At 70.4% G+C, this 20,964-nt stretch carries 14 protein-coding genes; 7 read left to right on the forward strand and 7 right to left on the reverse strand.

Going from position 1 to position 20,964, the window contains the following annotated elements; translation table 11 throughout:
- Nucleotides 1-61 precede the first annotated feature (61 nt).
- On the forward strand, nucleotides 62-559 hold the full coding sequence (locus OG714_RS47930) for a hypothetical protein (RefSeq protein ID WP_406130777.1): 498 nt from the start codon (nucleotides 62-64) through the stop codon (nucleotides 557-559).
- Nucleotides 560-568: 9 nt separating this feature from the next.
- Here OG714_RS47930 and OG714_RS47935 read toward each other — a convergent pair whose 3' ends face one another.
- Together OG714_RS47935 and OG714_RS47940 are read right to left on the reverse strand one after the other, a co-directional pair.
- Nucleotides 569-2,536, reverse strand: a complete 1,968-nt coding sequence (locus OG714_RS47935; protein WP_406130779.1) for an N-acetylmuramoyl-L-alanine amidase — start codon at nucleotides 2,534-2,536, stop codon at nucleotides 569-571.
- Between the two features lie 279 nt (nucleotides 2,537-2,815).
- Nucleotides 2,816-3,961 carry an aminoglycoside phosphotransferase family protein gene (locus OG714_RS47940; protein ID WP_406130780.1) on the reverse strand — a complete coding sequence of 382 codons (1,146 nt, stop codon included), beginning with the start codon at nucleotides 3,959-3,961 and terminating at the stop codon, nucleotides 2,816-2,818.
- Between the two features lie 243 nt (nucleotides 3,962-4,204).
- Here OG714_RS47940 and OG714_RS47945 point away from each other — a divergent pair, with 243 nt between their 5' ends.
- The gene (locus OG714_RS47945; protein WP_406130781.1) at nucleotides 4,205-5,713 is read left to right on the forward strand and encodes a hypothetical protein; all 1,509 of its coding nucleotides are present in this window, start codon (nucleotides 4,205-4,207) and stop codon (nucleotides 5,711-5,713) included.
- A 70-nt stretch (nucleotides 5,714-5,783) separates the two neighbouring features.
- Here OG714_RS47945 and OG714_RS47950 read toward each other — a convergent pair whose 3' ends face one another.
- On the reverse strand, nucleotides 5,784-7,211 hold the full coding sequence (locus tag OG714_RS47950; RefSeq protein WP_406130782.1) for a PP2C family protein-serine/threonine phosphatase: 1,428 nt from the start codon (nucleotides 7,209-7,211) through the stop codon (nucleotides 5,784-5,786).
- A gap of 540 nt (nucleotides 7,212-7,751) precedes the next feature.
- Here OG714_RS47950 and OG714_RS47955 point away from each other — a divergent pair.
- Nucleotides 7,752-10,025, forward strand: a complete 2,274-nt coding sequence (locus OG714_RS47955; RefSeq protein ID WP_406130783.1) for a M4 family metallopeptidase — start codon at nucleotides 7,752-7,754, stop codon at nucleotides 10,023-10,025.
- A 322-nt stretch (nucleotides 10,026-10,347) separates the two neighbouring features.
- On the opposite strand, the gene OG714_RS47960 is transcribed toward OG714_RS47955, so the two are convergent.
- Nucleotides 10,348-11,235 (reverse strand): SDR family NAD(P)-dependent oxidoreductase, encoded by an 888-nt coding sequence (locus OG714_RS47960; RefSeq protein WP_406130784.1) that lies wholly within the window; start codon nucleotides 11,233-11,235, stop codon nucleotides 10,348-10,350.
- A 71-nt stretch (nucleotides 11,236-11,306) separates the two neighbouring features.
- On the opposite strand from OG714_RS47960, the gene OG714_RS47965 reads away from it, so the two are divergent.
- Complete coding sequence (locus OG714_RS47965) at nucleotides 11,307-12,248, forward strand: LysR family transcriptional regulator (protein ID WP_406132190.1); 942 nt, start codon at nucleotides 11,307-11,309, stop codon at nucleotides 12,246-12,248.
- Nucleotides 12,249-12,405: 157 nt separating this feature from the next.
- Here OG714_RS47965 and OG714_RS47970 read toward each other — a convergent pair whose 3' ends face one another.
- Nucleotides 12,406-13,566 (reverse strand): MFS transporter, encoded by a 1,161-nt coding sequence (locus OG714_RS47970; protein ID WP_406132191.1) that lies wholly within the window; start codon nucleotides 13,564-13,566, stop codon nucleotides 12,406-12,408.
- A 261-nt stretch (nucleotides 13,567-13,827) separates the two neighbouring features.
- Here OG714_RS47970 and OG714_RS47975 point away from each other — a divergent pair, with 261 nt between their 5' ends.
- Entirely contained in the window at nucleotides 13,828-14,241 is a 414-nt protein-coding gene (locus tag OG714_RS47975; RefSeq protein WP_406130785.1) for an SsgA family sporulation/cell division regulator, read from the forward strand.
- 147 nt (nucleotides 14,242-14,388) lie between these two features.
- Nucleotides 14,389-16,419, forward strand: coding sequence for a phosphocholine-specific phospholipase C (locus OG714_RS47980; protein WP_406130786.1), 2,031 nt, complete (start codon nucleotides 14,389-14,391; stop codon nucleotides 16,417-16,419).
- Here the strand turns inward: OG714_RS47980 and OG714_RS47985 are convergent.
- Both OG714_RS47985 and OG714_RS47990 read right to left on the reverse strand, forming a co-directional pair.
- The gene (locus OG714_RS47985; RefSeq protein ID WP_406130787.1) at nucleotides 16,409-17,434 is read right to left on the reverse strand and encodes a Gfo/Idh/MocA family protein; all 1,026 of its coding nucleotides are present in this window, start codon (nucleotides 17,432-17,434) and stop codon (nucleotides 16,409-16,411) included. The genes OG714_RS47980 and OG714_RS47985 overlap by 11 nt on opposite strands.
- A 94-nt stretch (nucleotides 17,435-17,528) precedes the next feature.
- Nucleotides 17,529-18,629, reverse strand: a complete 1,101-nt coding sequence (locus OG714_RS47990) for a chemotaxis protein (protein WP_406130788.1) — start codon at nucleotides 18,627-18,629, stop codon at nucleotides 17,529-17,531.
- 487 nt (nucleotides 18,630-19,116) lie between these two features.
- Here OG714_RS47990 and asnB point away from each other — a divergent pair, with 487 nt between their 5' ends.
- On the forward strand, nucleotides 19,117-20,958 hold the full coding sequence (gene asnB / locus OG714_RS47995) for an asparagine synthase (glutamine-hydrolyzing) (protein WP_406130789.1): 1,842 nt from the start codon (nucleotides 19,117-19,119) through the stop codon (nucleotides 20,956-20,958).
- The last annotated feature ends 6 nt before the right edge of the window (nucleotides 20,959-20,964 follow it).

Genomic DNA, 20,964 nt, shown 5'->3' on the forward strand with positions numbered 1-20,964 from the left:
GGTCCCCGGAACCCACGTGACCTCGCGCACATCGCCGAACGGCACCGCGTACCATTGCGCCATGTCGTTCCTCCGCCGCCGCAGCGCCACCCCCGCCGGCCCCGAATTCGATGTGCTGGCCATGGACCCGGGCGACTGGCCCGGCAACCTGGGTGCCGGTCTGCTGCCCGCGCCCGATGGCAGCTGCCAGGGCGTGTTCCTGCGGTACGACCTGTTCGGCGGCCGCGGCCCCGCGATGGTCATCGGCAATCTGCCGGAGGGCTCCCCGGCCCGTGACGTCGCCGAGGACGAGATCCCGTTCGAGGTCGCGCAACTGCTCCTCGCGCTGGAGAACGACGAGGAGGTGACCGTCGTAGGCACCGAGGACATGCCGGTGATGCAGGGCGACAACCTGCTGATCGTGCGCCGCCTCAAGCTCTCCGAGAGCAGGATCTCCTGCGTCCAGTTCGACCGCAGCGACAACGTCCTGGTCACCATCGCCGCCTGGGACCGCCCCATCACGGACGACCTCTACGCCCTGCTGAAACCGCTCCCGGCGGAACTGTTCCAGCAGGGCTGAGGCGACCGCCTACCGGCCGGAACGTTCCACCGTCACGTCGGCGGCCCGCACGAACTCCACGCGGTGGCCGTACTGGATCTCGTAGTAGAGATCCTTTCCTACGACGACCTTGTGCGAGTCGGTGGTGAAGGTGACCGCGTAGTAGTACTCGCCGGGCACCTTGTCACCGACCACGTACTTCTGGCCCTTGAGCAGCTTGTACGGCAGCGGGGACACCGCCTGGGCGGGCACTCCCGTCGGATAGGCCGAGGCCTCCGGGTAGGCGCGGCCGTACACCGGGACGCTGTCCACACCCTCCTTCGGCGTCACCACCAGACCGGCCGCCTTCACCGCGGTGGGCTGCTTCTTCGGGTTCTTGAACCAGGCCTCCTGGCCCAGGTACCAGATCGCGGTCCAGTCCCCGGAGCGGTCGGCCACCGCGTACTGCTGACCGGTGGACACCCGTGAGGAGAGGTCGTTGACCCCGGTGGTCGGGGTCGTCCCGAGGCCGATGTCCTTGATCAGGGGGTAGGTCTCGCCGGGCCCGGAGTACAGCCGGACCTCGCTCGACCCGTGCACCGCGCACGGCTGGCCGGCGGTGGCGCAGCCCGTGTACACCGGCTGGTTGGCGGCGTAGTCGGGGCGGATCGTCACCAGGCCGCCGCCTTTCTTGGCGGTCTGCTTGAAGGAGTGGCCCAGCAGGGCGAAGTAGTGCGCCCAGTCCCAGTACGGGCCCGGGTCGGTGTGCATCCCGGGGACCGTGGACGTGGTCGGCCCCGGCACGTTGTCGTGGCCGAGGATGTGCTGCCGGTCCAGCGGGATGCCGTACTTCTTCGTCAGGTACTTCACCAGCCGCGCCGAAGAGCGGTACATCGCCTCCGTGTACCAGGCGTCAGGCGAGGCGAGGAAGCCCTCGTGCTCGATGCCGATCGACTTGGCGTTGATGTACCAGTTGCCCGCGTGCCAGGCCACGTCCTTGGCCTTCACATGCTGGGCGATGAGACCGTCGGTGGAGCGGATCGTGTAGTTCCACGACACATAGGTGGGGTCCTGGACCAGGTTCAGGACACCCGCCCACTGGCCTTCCGTGTCATGGATGACGATGTACTTGATGCTCTGCGACGCGGGCCGGTCGCCCAGGTCGTGGTTGCCGTAGTCGTTGTCCCCGAACTGGGAGTACGGCGCCGGGATCCACTCGCAGGACACCTTCTTGGGGCATTCGGTGCCGTCGGCGGAGACCGTGCGCAGGCCGGTCTCCTTCAGCTGCGCGGTGTCGGGCGCGAGATCCGGCTGGGCGGCCAGTGTGACCTGCTGCCCGGCGTCCGTTTCGCGCGTCTCGCCGGTGTGGATCACGTCGTAGACATCGTTGGCATACGCGGCCGCCGTCGCCGTGTCGTCGGCGCCGGAGAAGCGCGCGATCGCGCCGTACCAGTCGGCCGGGTCCGCGCTCAGCGACTCCCCGAGGCCCTTCTGGGCGTCGGCCAGCAGTGCCGCGCCGCCGGCCACGTTGGCGGTCTCGTCGGTACGCAGGTTGGTCGCCGGAAGCCCGGTCAGCTCGGCAGCCTTCGTCAACGTCCTGAGCCGGGCCGGGAGTTGGGACTCCGCCGGGATCTGCGTGGTGGGGTGCAGGGCGGTGCGGGCGCTGTCGCCGCGGGGGTCCTCGGAGCCCTCGCTCAGGTGCTCCGTCGCGGCGAGGGCGGTGCGGGCGTCCGTGAGGTGCATCGGTCCGTAGCCGCCCGTCACGCTCGGCGCTCCGCCGTGCGTGTCCCAGCGGGACTGGAGGTAGGAGACGGCCAGCAGAACCGTCTGCGGCACGTGGTACTCGGCGGACGCCGACGCGAACGCCCGCTGGAGGGTGGCGGAGGAGTCGGTGGCGCTCTCCGAGGGGGCCGCGCCCAGCAGGGGCAGCAGCAGGGCGGCGGTGGCGAGCGCGCCGGCGGACCGGCGCGCGCGTCTGTGTCCGGGAGCGCGGGTGGGGTCGGTCGGGGATCCTCGCAATGCAGCCTCCTGGGACGGCGGGATTGTCATGAACCGTGCGGGGCCGGGCGTGCGTCAGTGGTACCGGCTGGCCGACGATCCGTCAATCATGCGCAGAGGAAGGCGATTTCCCATGTCAACGGGGGATACGAGGAGTTTCGTGGCGGTGGTGTTCGGGCCTGCGGGGCGTCAGTGGAGTACACCAATGGGCGAGCCATATAGGCGGACGCCATATATGGCTGAGACACACGAAGGTCCGCGGTGCGCCGCTGCAGGGCGCACCGCGGACCTTCGTCCCCGTCAGCGAGTGCCGACCGCCGCACGCACGGCCCGGCGGGCCATCTGGCAGTCGTCGTGCAGCCGCCTCAGCAGCAGCCGTTGTTCCTCGCCGGACGGCGCAGCACCCGGGTGGGCCACCACTCCCGGTGCCGCCGGGGTCGAGTCGTGCATCGAACGCTGTACGGCCATCTCGTAGGTGCGGATCTCCCGGGTCAGCACCAGCATCAGGTTGACCAGGAACGCGTCACGCGACGCGGGTCCCGCCGACTGCGCGATCTGACTGATCTGCCGCCGGGCCACCGGAGCGTCCCCGAGGACCGCCCACAGCGTGGCCAGGTCGTAGCCCGGCAGATACCAGCCCGCGTGCTCCCAGTCCACCAGCACTGGACCGGCCGGTGAGAGAAGGATGTTGGACAGCAGGGCGTCGCCGTGACAGAACTGGCCCATCCCGCCGCGGCCCGCCGAGTGCGCGATGCCGTGCAGCAGCTTCTGCAGGTCGCCCATGTCGCGGTCGGTGAGCAGCCCCAGCTCGTGGAAGCGGGAGATGCGGGCCGCGTAGTCCAGCGGGGCGTCGAACGTGCCCGCCGGCGGCCGCCAGGCGTTCAGCCGGCAGATCGCGCCGAGCGCCGCCCGGATGTCCGCCCGCGGCGGGGCCTCCGCCGGGTGCCGGTGCAGCGCCGCCACCCGGCCGGGCATCCGCTCGATGACGAGGGTGCAGTTGTCCGGGTCCGCCGCGATCAGGCGCGGTACCCGCACCGGCGGGCGGTGCCGGACGAACGAGCGGTAGGCGGCTATCTCGTGCCGGATCCGCTCGGCCCACGCGGGGGAGTGGTCCAGTAAACACTTCGCCACCGCCGTGCTGCGTCCGGTCGTTCCGACCAGGAGCACGGAGCGTCCGTTGCGGCGTAGCACCTGCACCGGAGCGAACTCCGGGCAGATCCGGTGCACCGACGCGATCGCCGTACGCAGCTGGGCGCCCTGAGGGCCGGACAAGTCGAGTCTCCCGCTGAGCGGTTGGGGGCCGAGACCGGGAACGCGCCGCGGCCTGCCCGCACCGAGCACGGGGGCGGCCGCCGGCCGCGCCGGGTCGAGGTAGGGGCCGCCGGCGCCCGGGCGGGGGTGCAGCGACCGGGGCGGGGCGGACACGGAGGACGATGCTGTGTACATGGGAGATACAGATCCCTTCGTGTGCCTGCAGTGCCTGTCCAAGCAAGCGCGCTCCCCGGCCCGGTCCCCCGGGTGCACCCTGGGGAATGTCCCTCGGTGACCGGGTCGGGGTGGCGCGTTCCTACCTGACACCAGATGCGCAGTGGCACACCATCTGGCGCACCCTGGCGAACCCTGGCGAATAGTCGCCCGGCAACCCGCACCGGGCTATGTTCAAGTCAGCCGAGAACCTGGGGGCTTGACGTGAACGGACAACCCAACTCCCGTCTCTCGGACCTGTTCGGCCTGGCCGGCTGGTCCAAGGGCGAGCTCGCGCGGAGGGTCAACCGGCAGGCGGCGGCCATGGGCCACCCCCAGCTGTCGACCGACACCTCGCGGGTACGGCGTTGGATCGACATGGGAGAGATCCCGCGCGATCCGGTGCCGAGGGTGCTGGCGGCTCTGTTCACCGAGCGTCTCGGCCGTGTCGTGACCATCGAGGACCTCGGTCTGGTCCGGCACGGGCGTGCGGGGAAACGGCCCGACGACGGGAGTGTGGAACATCCCGACGGTGTGCCGTGGGCGCCCGAACGGACTGCTGCGGTCCTCACCGAATTCACGGGAATGGACCTCATGCTCAACCGACGCGGCTTGGTGGGCGCGGGCGCCGCGCTCGCCGCAGGCTCCGCACTCAGCAGCGCCATGTACGACTGGCTGCACTCCGATCCGACTCTTTCCGCCGATGCTCCCCGATTCGACGATCCCCTGCACGCCGACCCCGCTGGGCTCGACCGCTACGAGGCCGCACCCATCGGGTCGCAGGAGATCGAGGAACTGGAGGAGTCCGTCGAGGTGTTCCGCGCCTGGGACGCGGCCCGCGGCGGCGGGCTGCAGCGCAAGGCTGTGGTGGGACAGCTCAACGAGGTGGGCGGCATGCTCGCCTACCGCCACCCCGACCATCTCCAGCGGCGCCTGTGGGGCGTCGCCGCCAACCTCGCCGTACTCGCGGGCTGGATGTCGCACGACGTCGGCCTGGAGCCCACGGCCCAGAAGTACTTCGTCATCGCCGCCCACGCGGCCCGTGAGGGCGGCGACCGGCCCCGCGCCGGGGAGGCGCTCTCACGGGCGGCTCGCCAGATGGTGCACCTGGGCCGGCCCGACGACGCACTCGATCTCATGAAGCTGGCCAAGGCCGGTTCCGGCGACCAGGTGCTGCCGCGCACCCGGGCGATGCTCTACACCATCGAGGCCTGGGCACAGGCGTCGATGGGCAAGGGCCAGGCCATGCGCCGCACCCTCGGCCAGGCGGAGGACCTCTTCGTCTCCGACCGCGGCGACGTACCGTCCCCGAGCTGGATGCAGACGTTCAAGGAGGAGGACCTCTACGGCATGCAGGCCCTGGCCTACCGCACCCTGGCCGAGCACGAGCCGGAAGCGGCCGTGCACGCCCAGTACTTCGCGGAGAAGGCCCTGGCACTGCGGGTCGACGGACGGCAGCGGTCGAAGATCTTCGACTTCCTGTCGATGGCCTCGGCCTGTTTCATCGCCGACGACCCCGAACAGGCGGACAGGTACGCACGGTTGGCCCTGGCGTCGATGGGATCGAACTCCTCCCACCGCACCTGGGACCGGCTGCGCGAGATGTACCGGCTCACCGCCCACTACTCCGGCTATCCGAAGATCCACGAACTCCGGGAGGAGATCAAACTCGCGCTGCCGAAGACACAGCCGAAGAGCCCGAGGGCCAGGGGCGGCAACAGCGCACAGGCATAAGGGGTTTGTGCCGCTGTTTCTCTCCTGCCAGGTGCTCCTGGTGGTCTGGCCGCCAGGTACTCGTGGTGGTCTAGGTGGTCCTGGCGACGAGCACGCAGGCGTCGTCCGCGCGCTCGGTGTCGCCGAACTCCTCCACGACCATCCGCACGCAGTCCTGTGCGGTGCGCGCCTCGCCGAACCGCGGGGCCAGGCCGAGGAGTTGGTCCACGGCGGCGGCTCCACCGTACCCGGGCACCAGTCCGTCCGTGTGCAACAGGATTACGTCGCCCGCTTCGAGGGTTTCCTCGGCCTGTCCGTAGGCCGCTCCCGAGGTGGCGCCGAGCAGGACGCCGTCCGGTGCGCTCAGCATGCGCCCCGTCCCGCCGCGGAACAGCAGCGGGGCGGGGTGTCCTGCCTGCGCCCATGTCAGGGTGCGGGTCTCGGGCCGGTAGCGGCAGCACACCGCGCTGCCCAGGGCCGGTTGCACGGTGGCGTCGAGTAACTGGTTGAGCCAGGACATCAGTTGACCGGGCTCGGTGCCCGCCATCGCCATGCCGCGCAGGGCGCCGAGCAGCATCGCCATGCCCGAGGTGACGGCGACACCGTGTCCGGTGAGGTCGCCGACGCTCAACAGGGTTGCCCCGTCCGACAGTTGGAGCGCGTCGTACCAGTCGCCGCCGATCAGTGCGCTCGTCGACGAGGGCAGATAGCGGGCGGCCAGGTCCAGTGTCTCCGGTCCCTGGTGCGGGAGCCGCAGGGAACCGCGCCACGGCGGCAGCACGGCCTCCTGCAGCTCGACCGCGAGCCGGCGCTCGGACTGCGCGTGGTGCCGGTGGCACTGTAGCGAGTCACGGGTCTCGCTCACCGTCCGCTGGCTGCGGCGCAGTTCGCTGACGTCCCGCAGCACGGCCCACATCGAGGCGGTGCCGCCGTCGGCGTCGAGCACGGGCTCGCCCATCATGTGCACGGTCCGTACGGCGCCGTCGGGCCGGACGATGCGGAACTCGCCGTCGATGGGCTTGGAGTCGATCAGGCAGTCCGTGACCATCGCGGTCAGCCGGGGCCGGTCCTCGTCGAGGACCAGGGACGGCAGTTCGTCCAGGGTGAGCGGGGGAGCGGCCGGATCGCGGCCGAGGATCTCGTACAGCTCCCCGGACCAACTGGCCCCGTCCGTAAGGAGGTTCCACTCGGCACTGCCGACCCGGCTGAGCAGCGAGTCGTCCCGGGGTGCGTCCGGTGCGGCGGTCGGCGCGGGAGGCGCTTCCACCGTGGCGGGCACGGGCGGCGGGCCGTCCCGCAACTGGGCCAAGTGCTCGTCGAGGTCGTTGAGCTGATGCAGCGCCAGATCGCACAGCGCCCGCTGCCACCGCTCGCGCGGGTCCGAACCGTCGTGCTGCGCGTCCCGTCGTACGGCGTCCACGTCGCCCATGAGCTGCCGCGCCTGCGATATCAGCGCGTCGACCGAGCCGCGCGCGGGCGGCTGGGCGGCTGGGCGGTCCGCAGAGAGATGGGACGGCATGACGCACTCCGATGCGGGGACGGTACGACCAAGGCGGATGGAGGGACCGGTTACGACTGTCGCACAGGCTGCGACGCCCTGTAAGGGATTTGGCAACACACGATCCGGTGGTGCTTCTGGCATATGCCAGCGTCTTCACGAGCGACTGGTGCCGTGCTCGTGGCGTGGCTGGCCTGGTGCGGCAAGTCGTAGACGCCGTACGCGAGTTGAAGGACTGATTACCCTTCTGGGCCGTCATTCAACCACCTGTTCGACGGCTCGATGTTCCCGCGTGGCGCCGGTGCCCGGCGTGAGGCTGAAAAGCGTTGCTCGAGTGAGTTATCCGCAGTACGCAACAGTCATTTTGAGCCGTTGCTTTGTTATAGCCATGACAATTCTGTGGACGTGATGCCACGCTGCTGTGCACCACGCTCACCGAGCGTTCACTTCCTCCTCACCCTTCCTCCTCAGTACCCGCGCGCCCGCCGGACGGCCGTACCCCGGCCCGACCCGCTCTCCAGGACTCCACCGAGTCCGACCACCCCACATAAGGAGAACGCCTTGACCCGGCATGACCGTTTTTCGCACCACCCCAGATACACCGCCGCCCTGGTCCTCACGGCGGTCGGCACCCTGCTGGCCGCCGGTATGCAGACCGGCGCCGCCTCCGCCGCCCCCGGTGGACACACCGCCCCCGCGAAGATCCTGGCCACATCCCGGGCCGGAGCGGCCCCGGTCGCCCTGTCACCGACGAAGCACGCCGCCCTCCTCAAGAGCGCCGGCGCGGCCGTCAAGAACACGGCGAAGACCCTCGGCCTCGGTGCCAAGGAGAAGCTCGTCGTCAAGGACGTCACGCAGGACGCCGACGGCACCACCCACACCCGCTACGAGCGGACGTACTCCGGACTGCCCGTCCTCGGCGGCGATCTGGTCGTCCACGCCAAGAGCGGCCGCCTCACGGTCTCGAAGGCCGCGAAGGCCGACCTCACCCTGTCGGACATCACCCCGAACGTGTCGTCGGCGACGGTGAAGGCCAAGGCGCTCGCGAGCGCGGCGAAGGCGGGCGGCGAGAAGGCCGAGCTCGACGGCTCCCCGCGGCTCGTCGTCTGGGCCGCCGGAGCCAAGCCCGTCCTGGCCTGGGAGGCGGTGGTCGGCGGCTTCCAGGACGACGGAACGCCCAGCGAACTCCATGTCATCACCGACGCCGACTCGGGCAAGGCCGTCTTCCACTACCAGGGCATCGAAACGGGCACCGGCACCGGCCAGTTCAACGGAACGGTCCCGCTCAGCACCACGCTCTCCGGCTCGACGTACCAGCTCGTCGACGGCGACCGAGCCGGACACAAGACCTACGACCTGAACCAGGGCACCTCGGGCACGGGCACTTTGTTTACGGATGACAACGATGTCTGGGGTGACGGGACCGCGAGCAACCGTCAGACCGCCGGTGTGGACGTCGCGTTCGGCGCCGCGGCCACCTGGGACTACTACAAGGACGTCTTCGGCCGCAACGGCATACGCAACGACGGCGTGGCCGCCTACAGCCGGGCCCACTACGGCAACAACTACGTCAACGCGTTCTGGTCCGACACCTGCTTCTGCATGACGTACGGCGACGGTTCGGGCAACACCCACCCGCTGACGGCGCTGGACGTGGCCGCGCACGAGATGAGTCACGGCGTCACCGCCGCGACCGCCGGCCTCACCTACTCCGGTGAGTCGGGCGGTCTCAACGAGGCCACCTCGGACATCTTCGCCGCCGCGGTCGAGTTCCACGAGAACCTGTCCGCCGACGTCCCCGACTACCTGGTCGGCGAGAAGATCGACATCAACGGCAACGGCACACCGCTGCGTTACATGGACAAGCCGTCCAAGGACGGTGCGTCCCGCGACTACTGGAGCTCGACGCTCGGCAGCGTCGACGTCCACTACTCCTCGGGCCCGGCGAACCACCTCTTCTACCTGCTGTCCGAGGGCAGCGGCGCGAAGACCGTCAACGGCGTCGCCTACGACAGCCCCACCTTCGACGGCGTGCCCGTCGCCGGCATCGGCATCGACAACGCCCAGAAGGTCTGGTACCGGGCGCTCACCACGTACATGACCTCGTCCACCAACTACGCCGGTGCCCGCACCGCGACCCTCCAGGCCGCCGCGGACCTCTTCGGCGCCTACAGCCCCACGTACCTGGCCGTCGCCGACGCGTGGGCGGCGATCAACGTCGGCAGCCGGATCGCGCTCGGCGTCAACGTCGCCCCGATCTCCGGCCAGATCAGCGGAGTCGGACAGTCCGTGTCCCTGCAGACGGACGCGTACACCACCAACTCCGGTGCGGGGCTGACCTATTCGGCCACCGGACTGCCGGACGGACTGACCATCAGCAGCACCGGCCTGATCTCCGGCATCCCGACCACCCTCGGGAGCAACGACGTCACGGTGACCGTCACCGACGACACGGGCGCGACCGCCACCACCGCCTTCACCTGGCGGGTGGCCAACATCTACGCCAGCGCCACCCGCGTCGACATCCCCGACAACAGCACTGCCGTGGAGTCCCCGATCACGGTCACCGGCCGCGACGGCAACGCCTCGGCCACCACCCAGGTCTACGTCAAGGTAGTCCACACCTACCGTGGCGACCTCACCGTCGATCTCGTCGGCCCGAACGGAACCGTCTACTCGCTGCTGAACCGCGCCGGCGGCTCCGCCGACGACGTCGACCAGACCTTCACCGTCGACGCCTCCGCCCAACCGGTCAACGGCACCTGGAAGTTGCGGGTGCAGGACCACGCGGCGGTCGACATCGGCTACATCGAGCAGTGGCAGCTCACTCCGTGAACAGGCGGCCGTAGCCCCGTAGTTCGGGGTTCATCCGTCCAGGTTCGCTGACCGACAGCACGAGGTGGTTCTGGCCGCGCCGGTATGCACGGAGGCGCGGCCAGAACTGGCGTCCAGGGGTCGTGGATTGAGCCCATGGCCGAGGAGAGTTCGCCCGCGCGGTCCGATCGGTCACGGACCCGACTGCCGGCCACCACCCACAACCAGGCCAACACCGTGCCGACAAGTCTGTCGGATCGGGGAGTTGCCGAGTCTGCCCGGACCGGGATGAGCGCCGAGCACCTGGGGCGGCCTCGTCACCCGTGAGCGGATGCCGGTGCCGTCACGGTGTGATCAGCCGGTCCTGCTCGACCGGCGGAGTACCGCCGTACCAGTCCAGGGACTTGCCGAAGCGGACCAACTCGCCGTAGTGGGTGGGGTCGACGTGGTCGGCGAGGACGAGGTCGAGGACGGCGGCGGCCGCGTCGGCGGGGGACCGTGCCTGGCTGAAGTCGCTGAACCAGGGGCGGGACGTGGCCGTGTCGACCATGCCCGGGCACACGGAGGCGATCAACGTGCCTGTCGCCAGGTCGTGTTCGCGGCGTTCGGCCGCGACCGCGCGCACGGCGGCGACCTGGGCCACCTTCGAGGGCACGTTCAGCCAGAGCGGCCAGCCCGCCTCGGCCGTGGTCCGGTGGTGGACGGCACCGCGCCAGGACTCGACGGCGTACTCGACCTGGTCCAGGCTCGCGCCGTCGAACAGGTCGTGCAGCGCGGGGTCGAGGTGCCCGAGGGTGCCGAGGCTGCTGGCCACGACGAGGAACCGGCCGCCCGGGCGCAGGATGGGCCCGAAGGAACGCAGCATCGCGTGGGTGGCGGTGTTGGAGACGTCGATGAACTCGTCGGCGCGCGCCGCCTGCGATTCCCCGGGCAGCACCCGGGCCACGGCGTTCGAGATCACGATGTCGACGCCGCCGTGGCGCTGCCGGAGATCGTCGGCGAGTTCGGTGATGGCGTCGGTGTCGGTGACGTCCAGGACCCGGCCCTCGACCCGGCCGCGGGTGCCGGGCAGGCTTGCGACCTCGTGGGCCGCGTCGGTGACCCGCCGCTCGTCGCGTCCCGAGAGCAGGACCAGGTCGTCGGCGCCCATCCGGGCCGCCAGGCCCTCGACGAGAGCGCGGCCGAGTCCTTGGTTGGAGCCCGTGACGAGGGCGATGCGCGAAACGTTCATGACAGCCACGGTAGGAACCCGCCGGGTGTGCGTCCAACGAAAGTAACGCACCGCTAGCATGCGTGATCGTCATGGACTTCACGGATGTGTCACTGACCGCGTTGCGCGTCTTCCGCGCGGTCGCCGAACAGGGAACCTTCACCGCGGCCGCCGCGTCACTGGGCTACACCCAGTCCGCGGTGTCCCGCCAGATCGCCGCGATCGAACGGGTGGCGGGCGCGGAACTGCTGGAACGGCGCCGCGACGGCGTACGGCTGACTCCGGCCGGCCGGATCGTCATGCGCAGGGCGACGGTCGTACTGGACGAGATCGACGCGACCGCGCGCGAGCTGTCCGGTCTGCCGACGGAGGCCGCGACCGTGCGCCTGGGCTGGTTCCCCAGCGCGGGAGCGGTCCTGCTGCCCCGCGCCCTGGCCGCCCTGCGCCGCACCGACCCCGACCTGCACGTCGTCAGCCGGGAGGGCGGCACCCCGGCCCTGGTACGCGCCCTGCGCGCCGGCAGCCTCGACCTGGCCCTGCTCGCGTCGGCGCCGCCGTTCCGGCCACCGGACACCGAATCGCCGCCGCTGGTGCTGCGCACGCTGACCGAGCGCCCGTTGTACCTCGCGGTGCCCGCCACGCATCCGCTGGCCCGCGGCGACTACGTCGATGTGGCCGACCTGCGCGGGCAGCGCTGGATCGCGAGTCCCTCCTCCGGCGAGGACCGGCTCATGGGCGTGTGGCCGGGGCTGGACGAGCGGCCCGAGATCGTCCACAGCGCCCGCGACTGGCTGGCCAAGCTCCAACTCGTCTCGGCGGGCTGCGGGTTGACCACGGTGACCGGCTCGCTTGCCCCCGCCGTGCCGACGGGCGTACGCGTCCTGCCGGTGCGCGGCGGACCCCAGGAACAGCGCCGCCTGCTGCTGGCCCGCCTTCCGCACCCGCCCACCGAAGCGCTCACTCGCGTGGCGGCCGCGCTCCGGCTCGCCGCGCTCGACGCGTACTCCCCGAGTACGGGGCCGGCGCAGGAGTGAGCCCTTCAGATCGCCTGGGGGTTTCTCAACTCGGCGTTGCTGGACGGGTCTTGGTCCGTGGTGTGCCACCCGCGCGCCGAGCGGCATCGGCAGGTCCCGCCGGTCAGTAGTACGTCGCGGTGGCTGCGGTACCGGTGCCTGCAGGGGAGGGAGTTGGTCAGCCGCCAGCCCTGCCCTCTTCCCCAACACGGCGTCGTCCGGCGGACGTTGGCCCGCGATCCAGTACCCGTGCACCGGCCAGTACCGCACAGGCCCCCACGGTCGGCAGCCCGCCGGTGAGGAACGTGCTCCGCACATCGGCGAGCCGCAACACGAGTCCGCCGAGCGCGGCGCCGGTCGCGATACCGGCGTTGTAGGAACCGGAGTTGGCCGCGAGAGCGATGTCCGTACGTCCCGGTGCGCACTGGAGCATCGCGTTCTGGGCGGTCATGAACACCGGCCCGAGCGCACCGCCCATCAGTGTCAGGAACACCACGGCCGCCACCGGACGGGCGCCGACCGCGTACAGGCCGAGCATGCCCACCGCCTGCACGGCGACGGCGGTGCTGAACGCCGCCTGCGGAAAGCGGTCAAGTACCGCTCCGGTGACGGTCACCCCGGCCAGACACGCGACGCCGAAGACCACCAACAGGACGCAGACCGCGCTCGGGGAGAACCCGCTCACGTCCCCGAGGAACTTCACGATGTAGGTGAACCCCGCGAACGCCCCGGTGGCGGCCAGGGTTCCGGCCGCCAGGACGGTGCCGAACCGGCGGGCGTCGGGACGGGTGCCGTAGGCCGCCCGCTCCTCGTCCGGACGGGAGGTCGGCAGCAGTACGGCGATCGTCACCAGGGACATGAGCCCCAGGGCCGCCGGCACGGCGATCGGTACGGGCCAGCCCTCGCGGCGGCCCAGCCAGGTACCGGCGGGCACCCCGAGCACGAGCGCCAGCGAACCCGCGACGGACAGCGCACCGATGACCCGCCCCCGGACCGAGGGTGAGAACAGGCCCACCGCGACCGGTCCCATCACGGCCCAGAACAGCGCCTGGGCCAGCGCGGTCAGCAGCCGTGCCGCGAGGAGCAGCCAGTACGACGTGGCCAGTGCCGCCACCACACTGGACAGCACCAGGGCGGCCAGCAGTGTCGTGAGCACATGGCGTCGGGCCACACCTCGCATGACGTGGGCGAGTGGGACGGACGCGACGGCCACCGTCACGCCGTAACCGGTGACCAGCAGTCCGACCGCCGGCACGGACACCCGCAGGCTCTCGGCCATGAGTTCGAGGAGGCCGATCGGCAGGTTCTCCGCGGTGTTGAAGGTGAAGGCGGCCAGCATCAGGGCCGCGAGCACCGCCGACCTCTGCCACCGTGCCTGTCGTGCCCGTAGTGCCTGCTCCGCGGCCCCGTCCATGGGTCCACCCCACCGGGCTCACCCGTCCCACCGCAAACGAATTCACCGGCCGCCACACACATCGACGGCATAGTGACGCAGGTCACATCAATTCATTCGAGGTTCCGCGTAATGCGAACGGCACCTACGAGGTCGTACAGGCACACGGCAATCCGGCCGACCTCACGCCCGCAGTGGAGACCGACCATGGACATCACCCTCGAACAGCCCACCCGTGCCCGGCTGATCACGGCGGACGAGACGGAGATTCCCGTGTCCGCCACGCTCCGCTACCTCGCCTCGGACCCGCTGGCCGTGCACCTCGACTTCCCGCCCGAGGTGTCCCTCGACGGCGACGGCGTCACCTGGACCTTTGCCCGGTCGCTGCTGGAGGAGGGGCTGCGCAGGCCGGCCGGCGGCGGTGATGTGCACCTGTGGCCGTGCGGCCGGGCCCGTACGGTGCTGGAGTTCCACTCGCCGTTCGGGCTCGCCCTGCTCCACTTCCACACCCCGGAACTGCGCCGCTTCCTGCTGCGGACTTACGAGGTGGTGGCCACCGGGCAGGAGGACATGGACGCGGTTGTCGACCGGGGGCTGAGCGCCCTGTTCGGAAACGTGTGAACGGCTGAGGGCAACTCGGCGTCCCGGAGCCGACTTTGACTTCTGTTCACCTCCATCTCACCGCGCGGGGATGGACCTTGGCGATCACCCCGTGCACCCTTGCGCGCGGTGTGCCGTTCGGGCACGCCGGTGACGAGGGTGGGGCGAATGACACCGATCAGCCGAAGAGGCTTCGTGGGACTCGGGGCCACCGTGGCGGCGGGCATGGCTACGGGCACCGGCGCACGGCCGGCGGTCGCGGCGCAGCGGACGGCGGCGGCGACCGGCACGATCTCGGACGTGAAACACGTGGTGATCCTCATGCAGGAGAACCGCAGCTTCGACCACTACTTCGGGCGCCTCAAGGGCGTCCGCGGCTTCGACGACCGCAGCGGCATCACACTGAACGGCGGATACCCGGTCTTCGACCAGCCCAACGGCGGCGGCCGTCAGTACCCGTGGAAGCTGAGCGCCACCCCGGCCGCGGGCGGCCAGGACGGCGAGACCCTCGCCCAGTGCAACGGCGACTTGCCGCACTCCTGGTCCTCCCAGCACTCCGCGTGGAACAAGGGCCGCCTCGACAACTGGGTCTCGGGCGTGGGCAACGTCCGCTCCCTCGGCTATCTGGACCGCTCGGACATCCCGTTCCACTACGCGCTCGCCGACAACTACACGATCTGTGACGCCTACTTCAGCTCCACCCTCAGCGCGACCGGCCCCAACCGCACCTATCTGTGGAGCGGCAAGGTCGACTCCTCCAGCTACGACGGCGGTGACGAGTCCGGCCTGACCTGGCAGAGCTACGCCGAGTCCCTGCAGAACGCCGGAGTGACCTGGAAGGTCTACCAGAACGCGCAGGACAACTACGGCGACAACGCCTGCGCCTACTTCAAGAACTTCGCCAACTCCAAGGCGGGCAGCGCCCTTTACGACCGCGGCATGTCCTCGGTCCCCGCCACCACGGGCTCGACCCCCGACGACATCGCCGCCGCCATCAAGGCCGACGTCCTCGCGGGCACCCTCCCGCAGGTCTCCTGGATCGTGCCCAACCAGGCCTTCTCCGAGCACCCCTACGCCCCGCCCGGCGACGGCGCCCACTTCGTGAGCCTCGTCTACCAGGCCCTCGCCGCCGACCCGGACGTCTTCGACTCGACCGTCCTGTTCCTCAACTACGACGAGAACGACGGCTACTTCGACCACGTCCCGCCGCCCGTTCCGCCCGCAGGCACCGACGGGGAGTTCCTCAACGGCGTGCCCTACGGCTTCGGCTTCCGCGTCCCGATGATCGTCATCTCGCCCTGGACACGCGGCGGTTGGGTCTCCTCCGAGGTCTTCGAGCACACCTCGGTCCTGCGCTTCCTGGAGACCTGGACCTCCTCCCTCGGCAAGCCCGCCGCCTGCCCCAACATCAGCACCTGGCGCCGCAGGGTCAGTGGCGACCTGACCGGCGTCTTCGACTTCGCCAACCCGGTCCACGGCGCGGTGTCCCTGCCCGCGACCAGCGTCATCGGTATCTCCACCTGCGGCCCGCTGCCCAACCCGGTGCCGACGGACAACGCCCTGCCCGCGCAGGAGACCGGCACCCGACCCGCCCGCGCACTGCCGTACCAGCCCAACGGGTACCTGGACCACCTGGAGTTCGGGTCGAGCGGCAAGATCCTCGCCTGGTTCGCGATGTCCAACCAGGGCGGCGCCGCGAAGAGCGCCGCCCATCTCTCCATCCACCCCAACGCCTACCGCGACACCACACCCTGGCAGTACACGATCGACCCGGGCGGCACCGCCTCCGACTACTTCAACATCGGTACGGGCTACGGCAGCGGCAAGTACGACATCACCATGGTCGGCCCCAACCGCTTCCTGCGCCGCTTCCAGGGCGACGCGACGAAAGCGGGCAAGTCCGTCGAGGTGAGCACCCGTTACGCCGTCGAGCCGGGCGCCGGCAAGCTCGCCGTCTACTTCAAGATGACCAACTCGTCCGCCGTGTCAGTGAAGTTCACCATCGCCTCCAACCACTACCGCGGTGACGGTCCGTGGACCTACACGGTCGCCGCGGGCGCGTCGACGGAGGACTTCTTCAACGCCGTGGCGAACCAAGGCGGTTGGTACGACTTCACGGTCACCGTCGACTCCGACGCGACCTGGTCGCGCCGGTTCACCGGGCACCTGGAGTCGGGTGCGGCGAGCGTCAGCGGCTGACGTCGGCGTACAGGTCCGGGCGCGGGGCGAGGTCGACGGTCACCCGGCCGCCGCTCTCCTGCGCCCGGACGCCCGCCTCGGCGATCGCGGAGGAGGCGTAGCCGTCCCAGACGCTCGGGCCGGTGACCAGGCCCCGCCGGGTGGCGTCGACCCAGGACTGCACCTCACGGTCGTAGGCGTCGGCGAACCGGACGAGATAGTCCAGCGGTACGTCCTCGTGGGCACTGCCCCGCGTGGTGACGACCATCGCGCGGTCCTCGCCGATCCGGGCGCTGCCCGCCTCGCACACGGCCTCGCAGCGCACCTGGTAGCCGAAGCCGCAGTTGACGAAGACCTCGACGTCGACCAGGGCGCCCCCGTCGGTCTCGAAGAGCACGAGCTGCGGGTCGAGCAGACCCTCCGGGGCGTTCGCCGAGGAGCGCGGGCTGAGCACGGTCACCGCGGTGAGTTCCTGGCCGAGCAGCCAGCGGGCCGCGTCGATCTCGTGCGACACCGAGCTGTCGATGAGCATCGCGGAGGTGAAGTACGGCGGCGACGACACATTGCGGTGGACACAGTGCAGCATCAGCGGGCGGCCCAACTGGCCGCTGTCCAGCAGGGACTTGAGGCTCTGGTACTCCGCGTCGTAGCGCCGCATGAACCCGATCTGCGCCAGCCGTCGCCCGAGGCGGCCCTCCGCCTCCACCACCCGGAGGGCATCGGTGGAGTCGGGCACCATGGGCTTCTCGCACAGCACCGGAAGCCCGCGCACGAAGGCCGCGAGCAGCGCCTCCTCGTGCGCGGGACCCGGCGAGGCGATGAGCACCGCCTCGACCCCGGGGGCATCCAGCGCGGCCACGGCGTCCTCGTGCACCGCGACCGCGTCCAGACCGGCCACCGCCTCCTTGGCGCGATCCGTGTCCGGGTCGGCCACCGCGGCGACCCTGGCGCCGCTCACCACCTGATCGAGGCGTCGTATGTGGTCGGCGCCCATGTGTCCCGCACCCAGCACGGCCACGCCCAGCAGGTCACCCACGTGTGCACTCCCTCTCCGTCGACGATCACGCCGTAGCGTACGCCGTAGGGGGAGGGGGCCTCCGAATGAGCGGGGGCCCGGCAGTGAGGTGGGCTCAGTAGCGCAGCACGCCCGCGATGCCGTCCGCGTCGTTCAGGGTGCCGTCGGGGACGAAGCGGACGTCGGCGCCGGTCTCCAGGCACCGTTCGACGATCTCGTCCACGATGTCCTCGCGGGCGTCGAGGTCGCTGCCGTCGGCCGGGACCAGATGGTCGCCGTGGTCGTCGCGGACCGTGACGCGGTAGTTCTCCTCGACGGCCAGCAGCCGGACCCGGCCCTCGCGGGCGTTCTGCCAGACCTCGTCGACGCCGGCCGCGAACTCCTTGCGCCCACGCGCGGATTCGAGCTCGCGGGTCACGGTGACGGTGCTCTTGCGGGCCTCGGCGTCGACCAGTGGCCGTACGGCCTGCCACACGGCGTCGGGCGTGCCGTGCGCGAGGCCGCCGTGCGCGATGTGCACCGCGTCCTTGGTGGCGCCGCCGACCTCGTCGAGGGCGGACAGGGCGGCCTGTTCGCCGGTGATGTAGAGCGGGCGCCGGTGCTCGCGCAGGATCCGGCCCATCGCGGTGTCGGCCTCGCGCAGGAAGTGGCGGGTGTCCTCGTCGCGGAAGGTGCTCGGGATGTCGCCGATCCGCTCCTGCCGCTCGGCGTCGAAGTTGTCCCGGTGGTCGCGGGTCAGCGGGAAGCCGCCGGTGTGGGTCTCGACGACCCGGTCGACACCGCCGTTCCACAGCGTGACGCGGTCCGCGGCGAGCGACAGCACCCAGAACGGGCGCTCGGAGGCCTGCGCGGAGACGAGATTCCGCGTGAGGAACGTGTCGGAGAGCACCACACGTTCCGGCACGGACCTGGCGAGGGACCACACCTGGTGCTCGCCCGGCGCGGCGAAGATCACCAGACCGTCCTCGGCATGCGCCAGATCGACCTCGGCGAGCGCCTGGTCGAGCTGCCGGGAGACGTCGATGCGCCGCTCCCGGGGGACCGCGGGATCGGCCTCCAGCTGCTTCTTGGCCTCGGCCAGCACATTGCGCAGCCGGACCGGATCCTGGGCGTTGTCGGGCTCGCGACGATGCGTCGGGGTGAGCACGGAGACCGCGGGGTAGGGGCGCGGGCGCCGCAGTTCGGTGAGGGTGGCGGGACTCAGTGCGTGCTCCATAACAGCACGATAGGGCCGATCGACGGATGGGGCATATGGGGGAAGCCCGCCAGACAAATGGGGTGATCGGTTACCAACACTCCCGGTGACCCGATCGCCGGGTCCGTCGCCCCGAAACCGGGCCGGATCGGCCCCGGAACCGGCGCCCGATCTCGCCCCGGGCGTGGGCACCGCAGGCTCACCCCGACCGACTCCGGCGACCTGCTCCCCGGCGACGTTGTTGAGCAACTCTTTGCCCATGGCCGATTTCTGACGAGAACCACCCGGCGGAGACCCGGTCCGAGGATCTCGGGGACGCAAAGCGCGGCCGAAAACCCGGGGTCGGCAAGGCCGTTGAGGTTACGGGCATGTTGACCGGCCCTGCGGGCGTGACACAGGCTCGTCATATAGGTGCTGAATACATCTGGTTCGGCGGGTGCAGGTCGGGCGTGTGGGAAAACGCAGGTGGATGACCTCTTTCCGGCGGACCGAACGCAGGAGGTAACGCATGTGCGGCATCACCGGCTGGGTCTCCTTCGACCGTGAACTGCGCACCGAGGCCGCGACATTGGATGCAATGACGGAGACGATGGCCTGCCGCGGACCGGACGACCGCGGCAGCTGGGTCCAGGGGCCCGCGGCCCTCGGACACCGCCGGCTCGCGATCATCGACCTGCCCGGCGGCCGTCAGCCGATGACCGTCGACACGGCGGACGGCACGGTCGCGCTCGTCTACTCGGGGGAGACCTACAACTTCACCGAACTCCGTCGCCAACTCGCCGAAAGGGGACACCGGTTCACCACCGACTCCGACACCGAGGTCGTGCTGCGCGGCTATCTCGAATGGGGCGACGCGCTCGCCGAACGCCTCAACGGCATGTACGCCTTCGCGATCTGGGACGGTCGCCGCGACCGGCTCGTCATGATCCGCGACCGCATGGGCATCAAGCCCTTCTACTACCAACCGACCCCGGACGGCGTCCTGTTCGGCTCCGAACCGAAGGCGATCCTCGCCAACCCGCTCGCCCGCGCCCGGGTCACCCTGGACGGCCTGCGCGAACTCTTCACCATGATCAAGACACCCGGACACGCCATCTGGGACGGCATGCACGAGGTCGAGCCCGGCACCGTCGTCACCGTCGACCGCTCGGGTCTACGGCGCCGCGTCTACTGGCAGTTGGAGACCCGGCCGCACACCGACGACCGCGACACCACCGTCGCCGCCGTCCGCACCCTCCTCGACGACATCGTGCGCCGCCAGCTCGTCGCCGACGTACCGCGCTGCACCCTGCTCTCCGGCGGCCTCGACTCCTCCGCCATGACCGCGATCGCCGCCCGTCAACTCGCCGAGCACGGCGAGAAGGTGCGCAGTTTCGCCGTCGACTTCGTCGGCCAGAACGAGAACTTCGTCGCCGACGAACTGCGCGGCACCCCCGACACGCCCTACGTCCACGACGTGGCCCGCGCCTCGGGCACCGACCATCAGGACATCCTGCTCGACGCGCAGGCCCTCGCCGACCTCGACGTACGCGCGAAGATGCTCCGTGCCCGCGATCTCCCCCTGGGCTTCGGCGACATGGACTCCTCGCTCTACCTGTTGTTCCGTGCCATCCGCGACCAGTCCACCGTCGCCCTGTCCGGCGAGTCCGCCGACGAGGTCTTCGGCGGGTACCTGCAGTTCTTCGACGAGGAGGCGAGGCGCGCCGACACCTTCCCCTGGCTCGTGCGGTTCGGCCAGCACTTCGGGGACGACGCCGACGTACTGCGCCCCGACCTGACCAAGGCCCTGGACACCGAGACGTACATCGCGGACGGCTACCGCACCGCCGTCTCCGGCATCCAACGCCTCGACGGCGAGAGCGACTTCGAGTACCGCATGCGGCGCATCTGCCACCTCCACCTCACCCGCTTCGTACGCATCCTGCTCGACCGCAAGGACCGCGCGAGCATGGCCGTCGGGCTGGAGGTCCGCGTCCCGTTCTGCGACCACCGGCTCGTCGAGTACGTCTTCAACACGCCCTGGTCCCTCAAGTCCTACGACGGCCGGGAGAAGACCCTGCTCAGGGAGGCCACCGCGGACGTCCTCCCGAAGTCCGTCTACGACCGGGTCAAGAGCCCGTACCCGTCCACCCAGGACCCCAAGTACGCGGTCGCCCTCCAGGACCACGCCAAGGACCTCCTCGCCCGGCCCTCCCACCCGGTCTTCGGCCTGATCGACCGCGAGAGGCTCCGGCAGGCCGCCCACCGCGACACCCCAATCAGCACCCAGGCGGGCCGCCGTGGTCTGGAACGCGCCCTCGACCTGGCGCTCTGGATGGACCTCTACAAGCCCGAGATCGTGCTCGGCTGAGCGGTC

Source organism: Streptomyces sp. NBC_00989 (genome assembly GCF_045162655.1).
Taxonomy (GTDB): Bacteria; Actinomycetota; Actinomycetes; order Streptomycetales; family Streptomycetaceae; genus Streptomyces.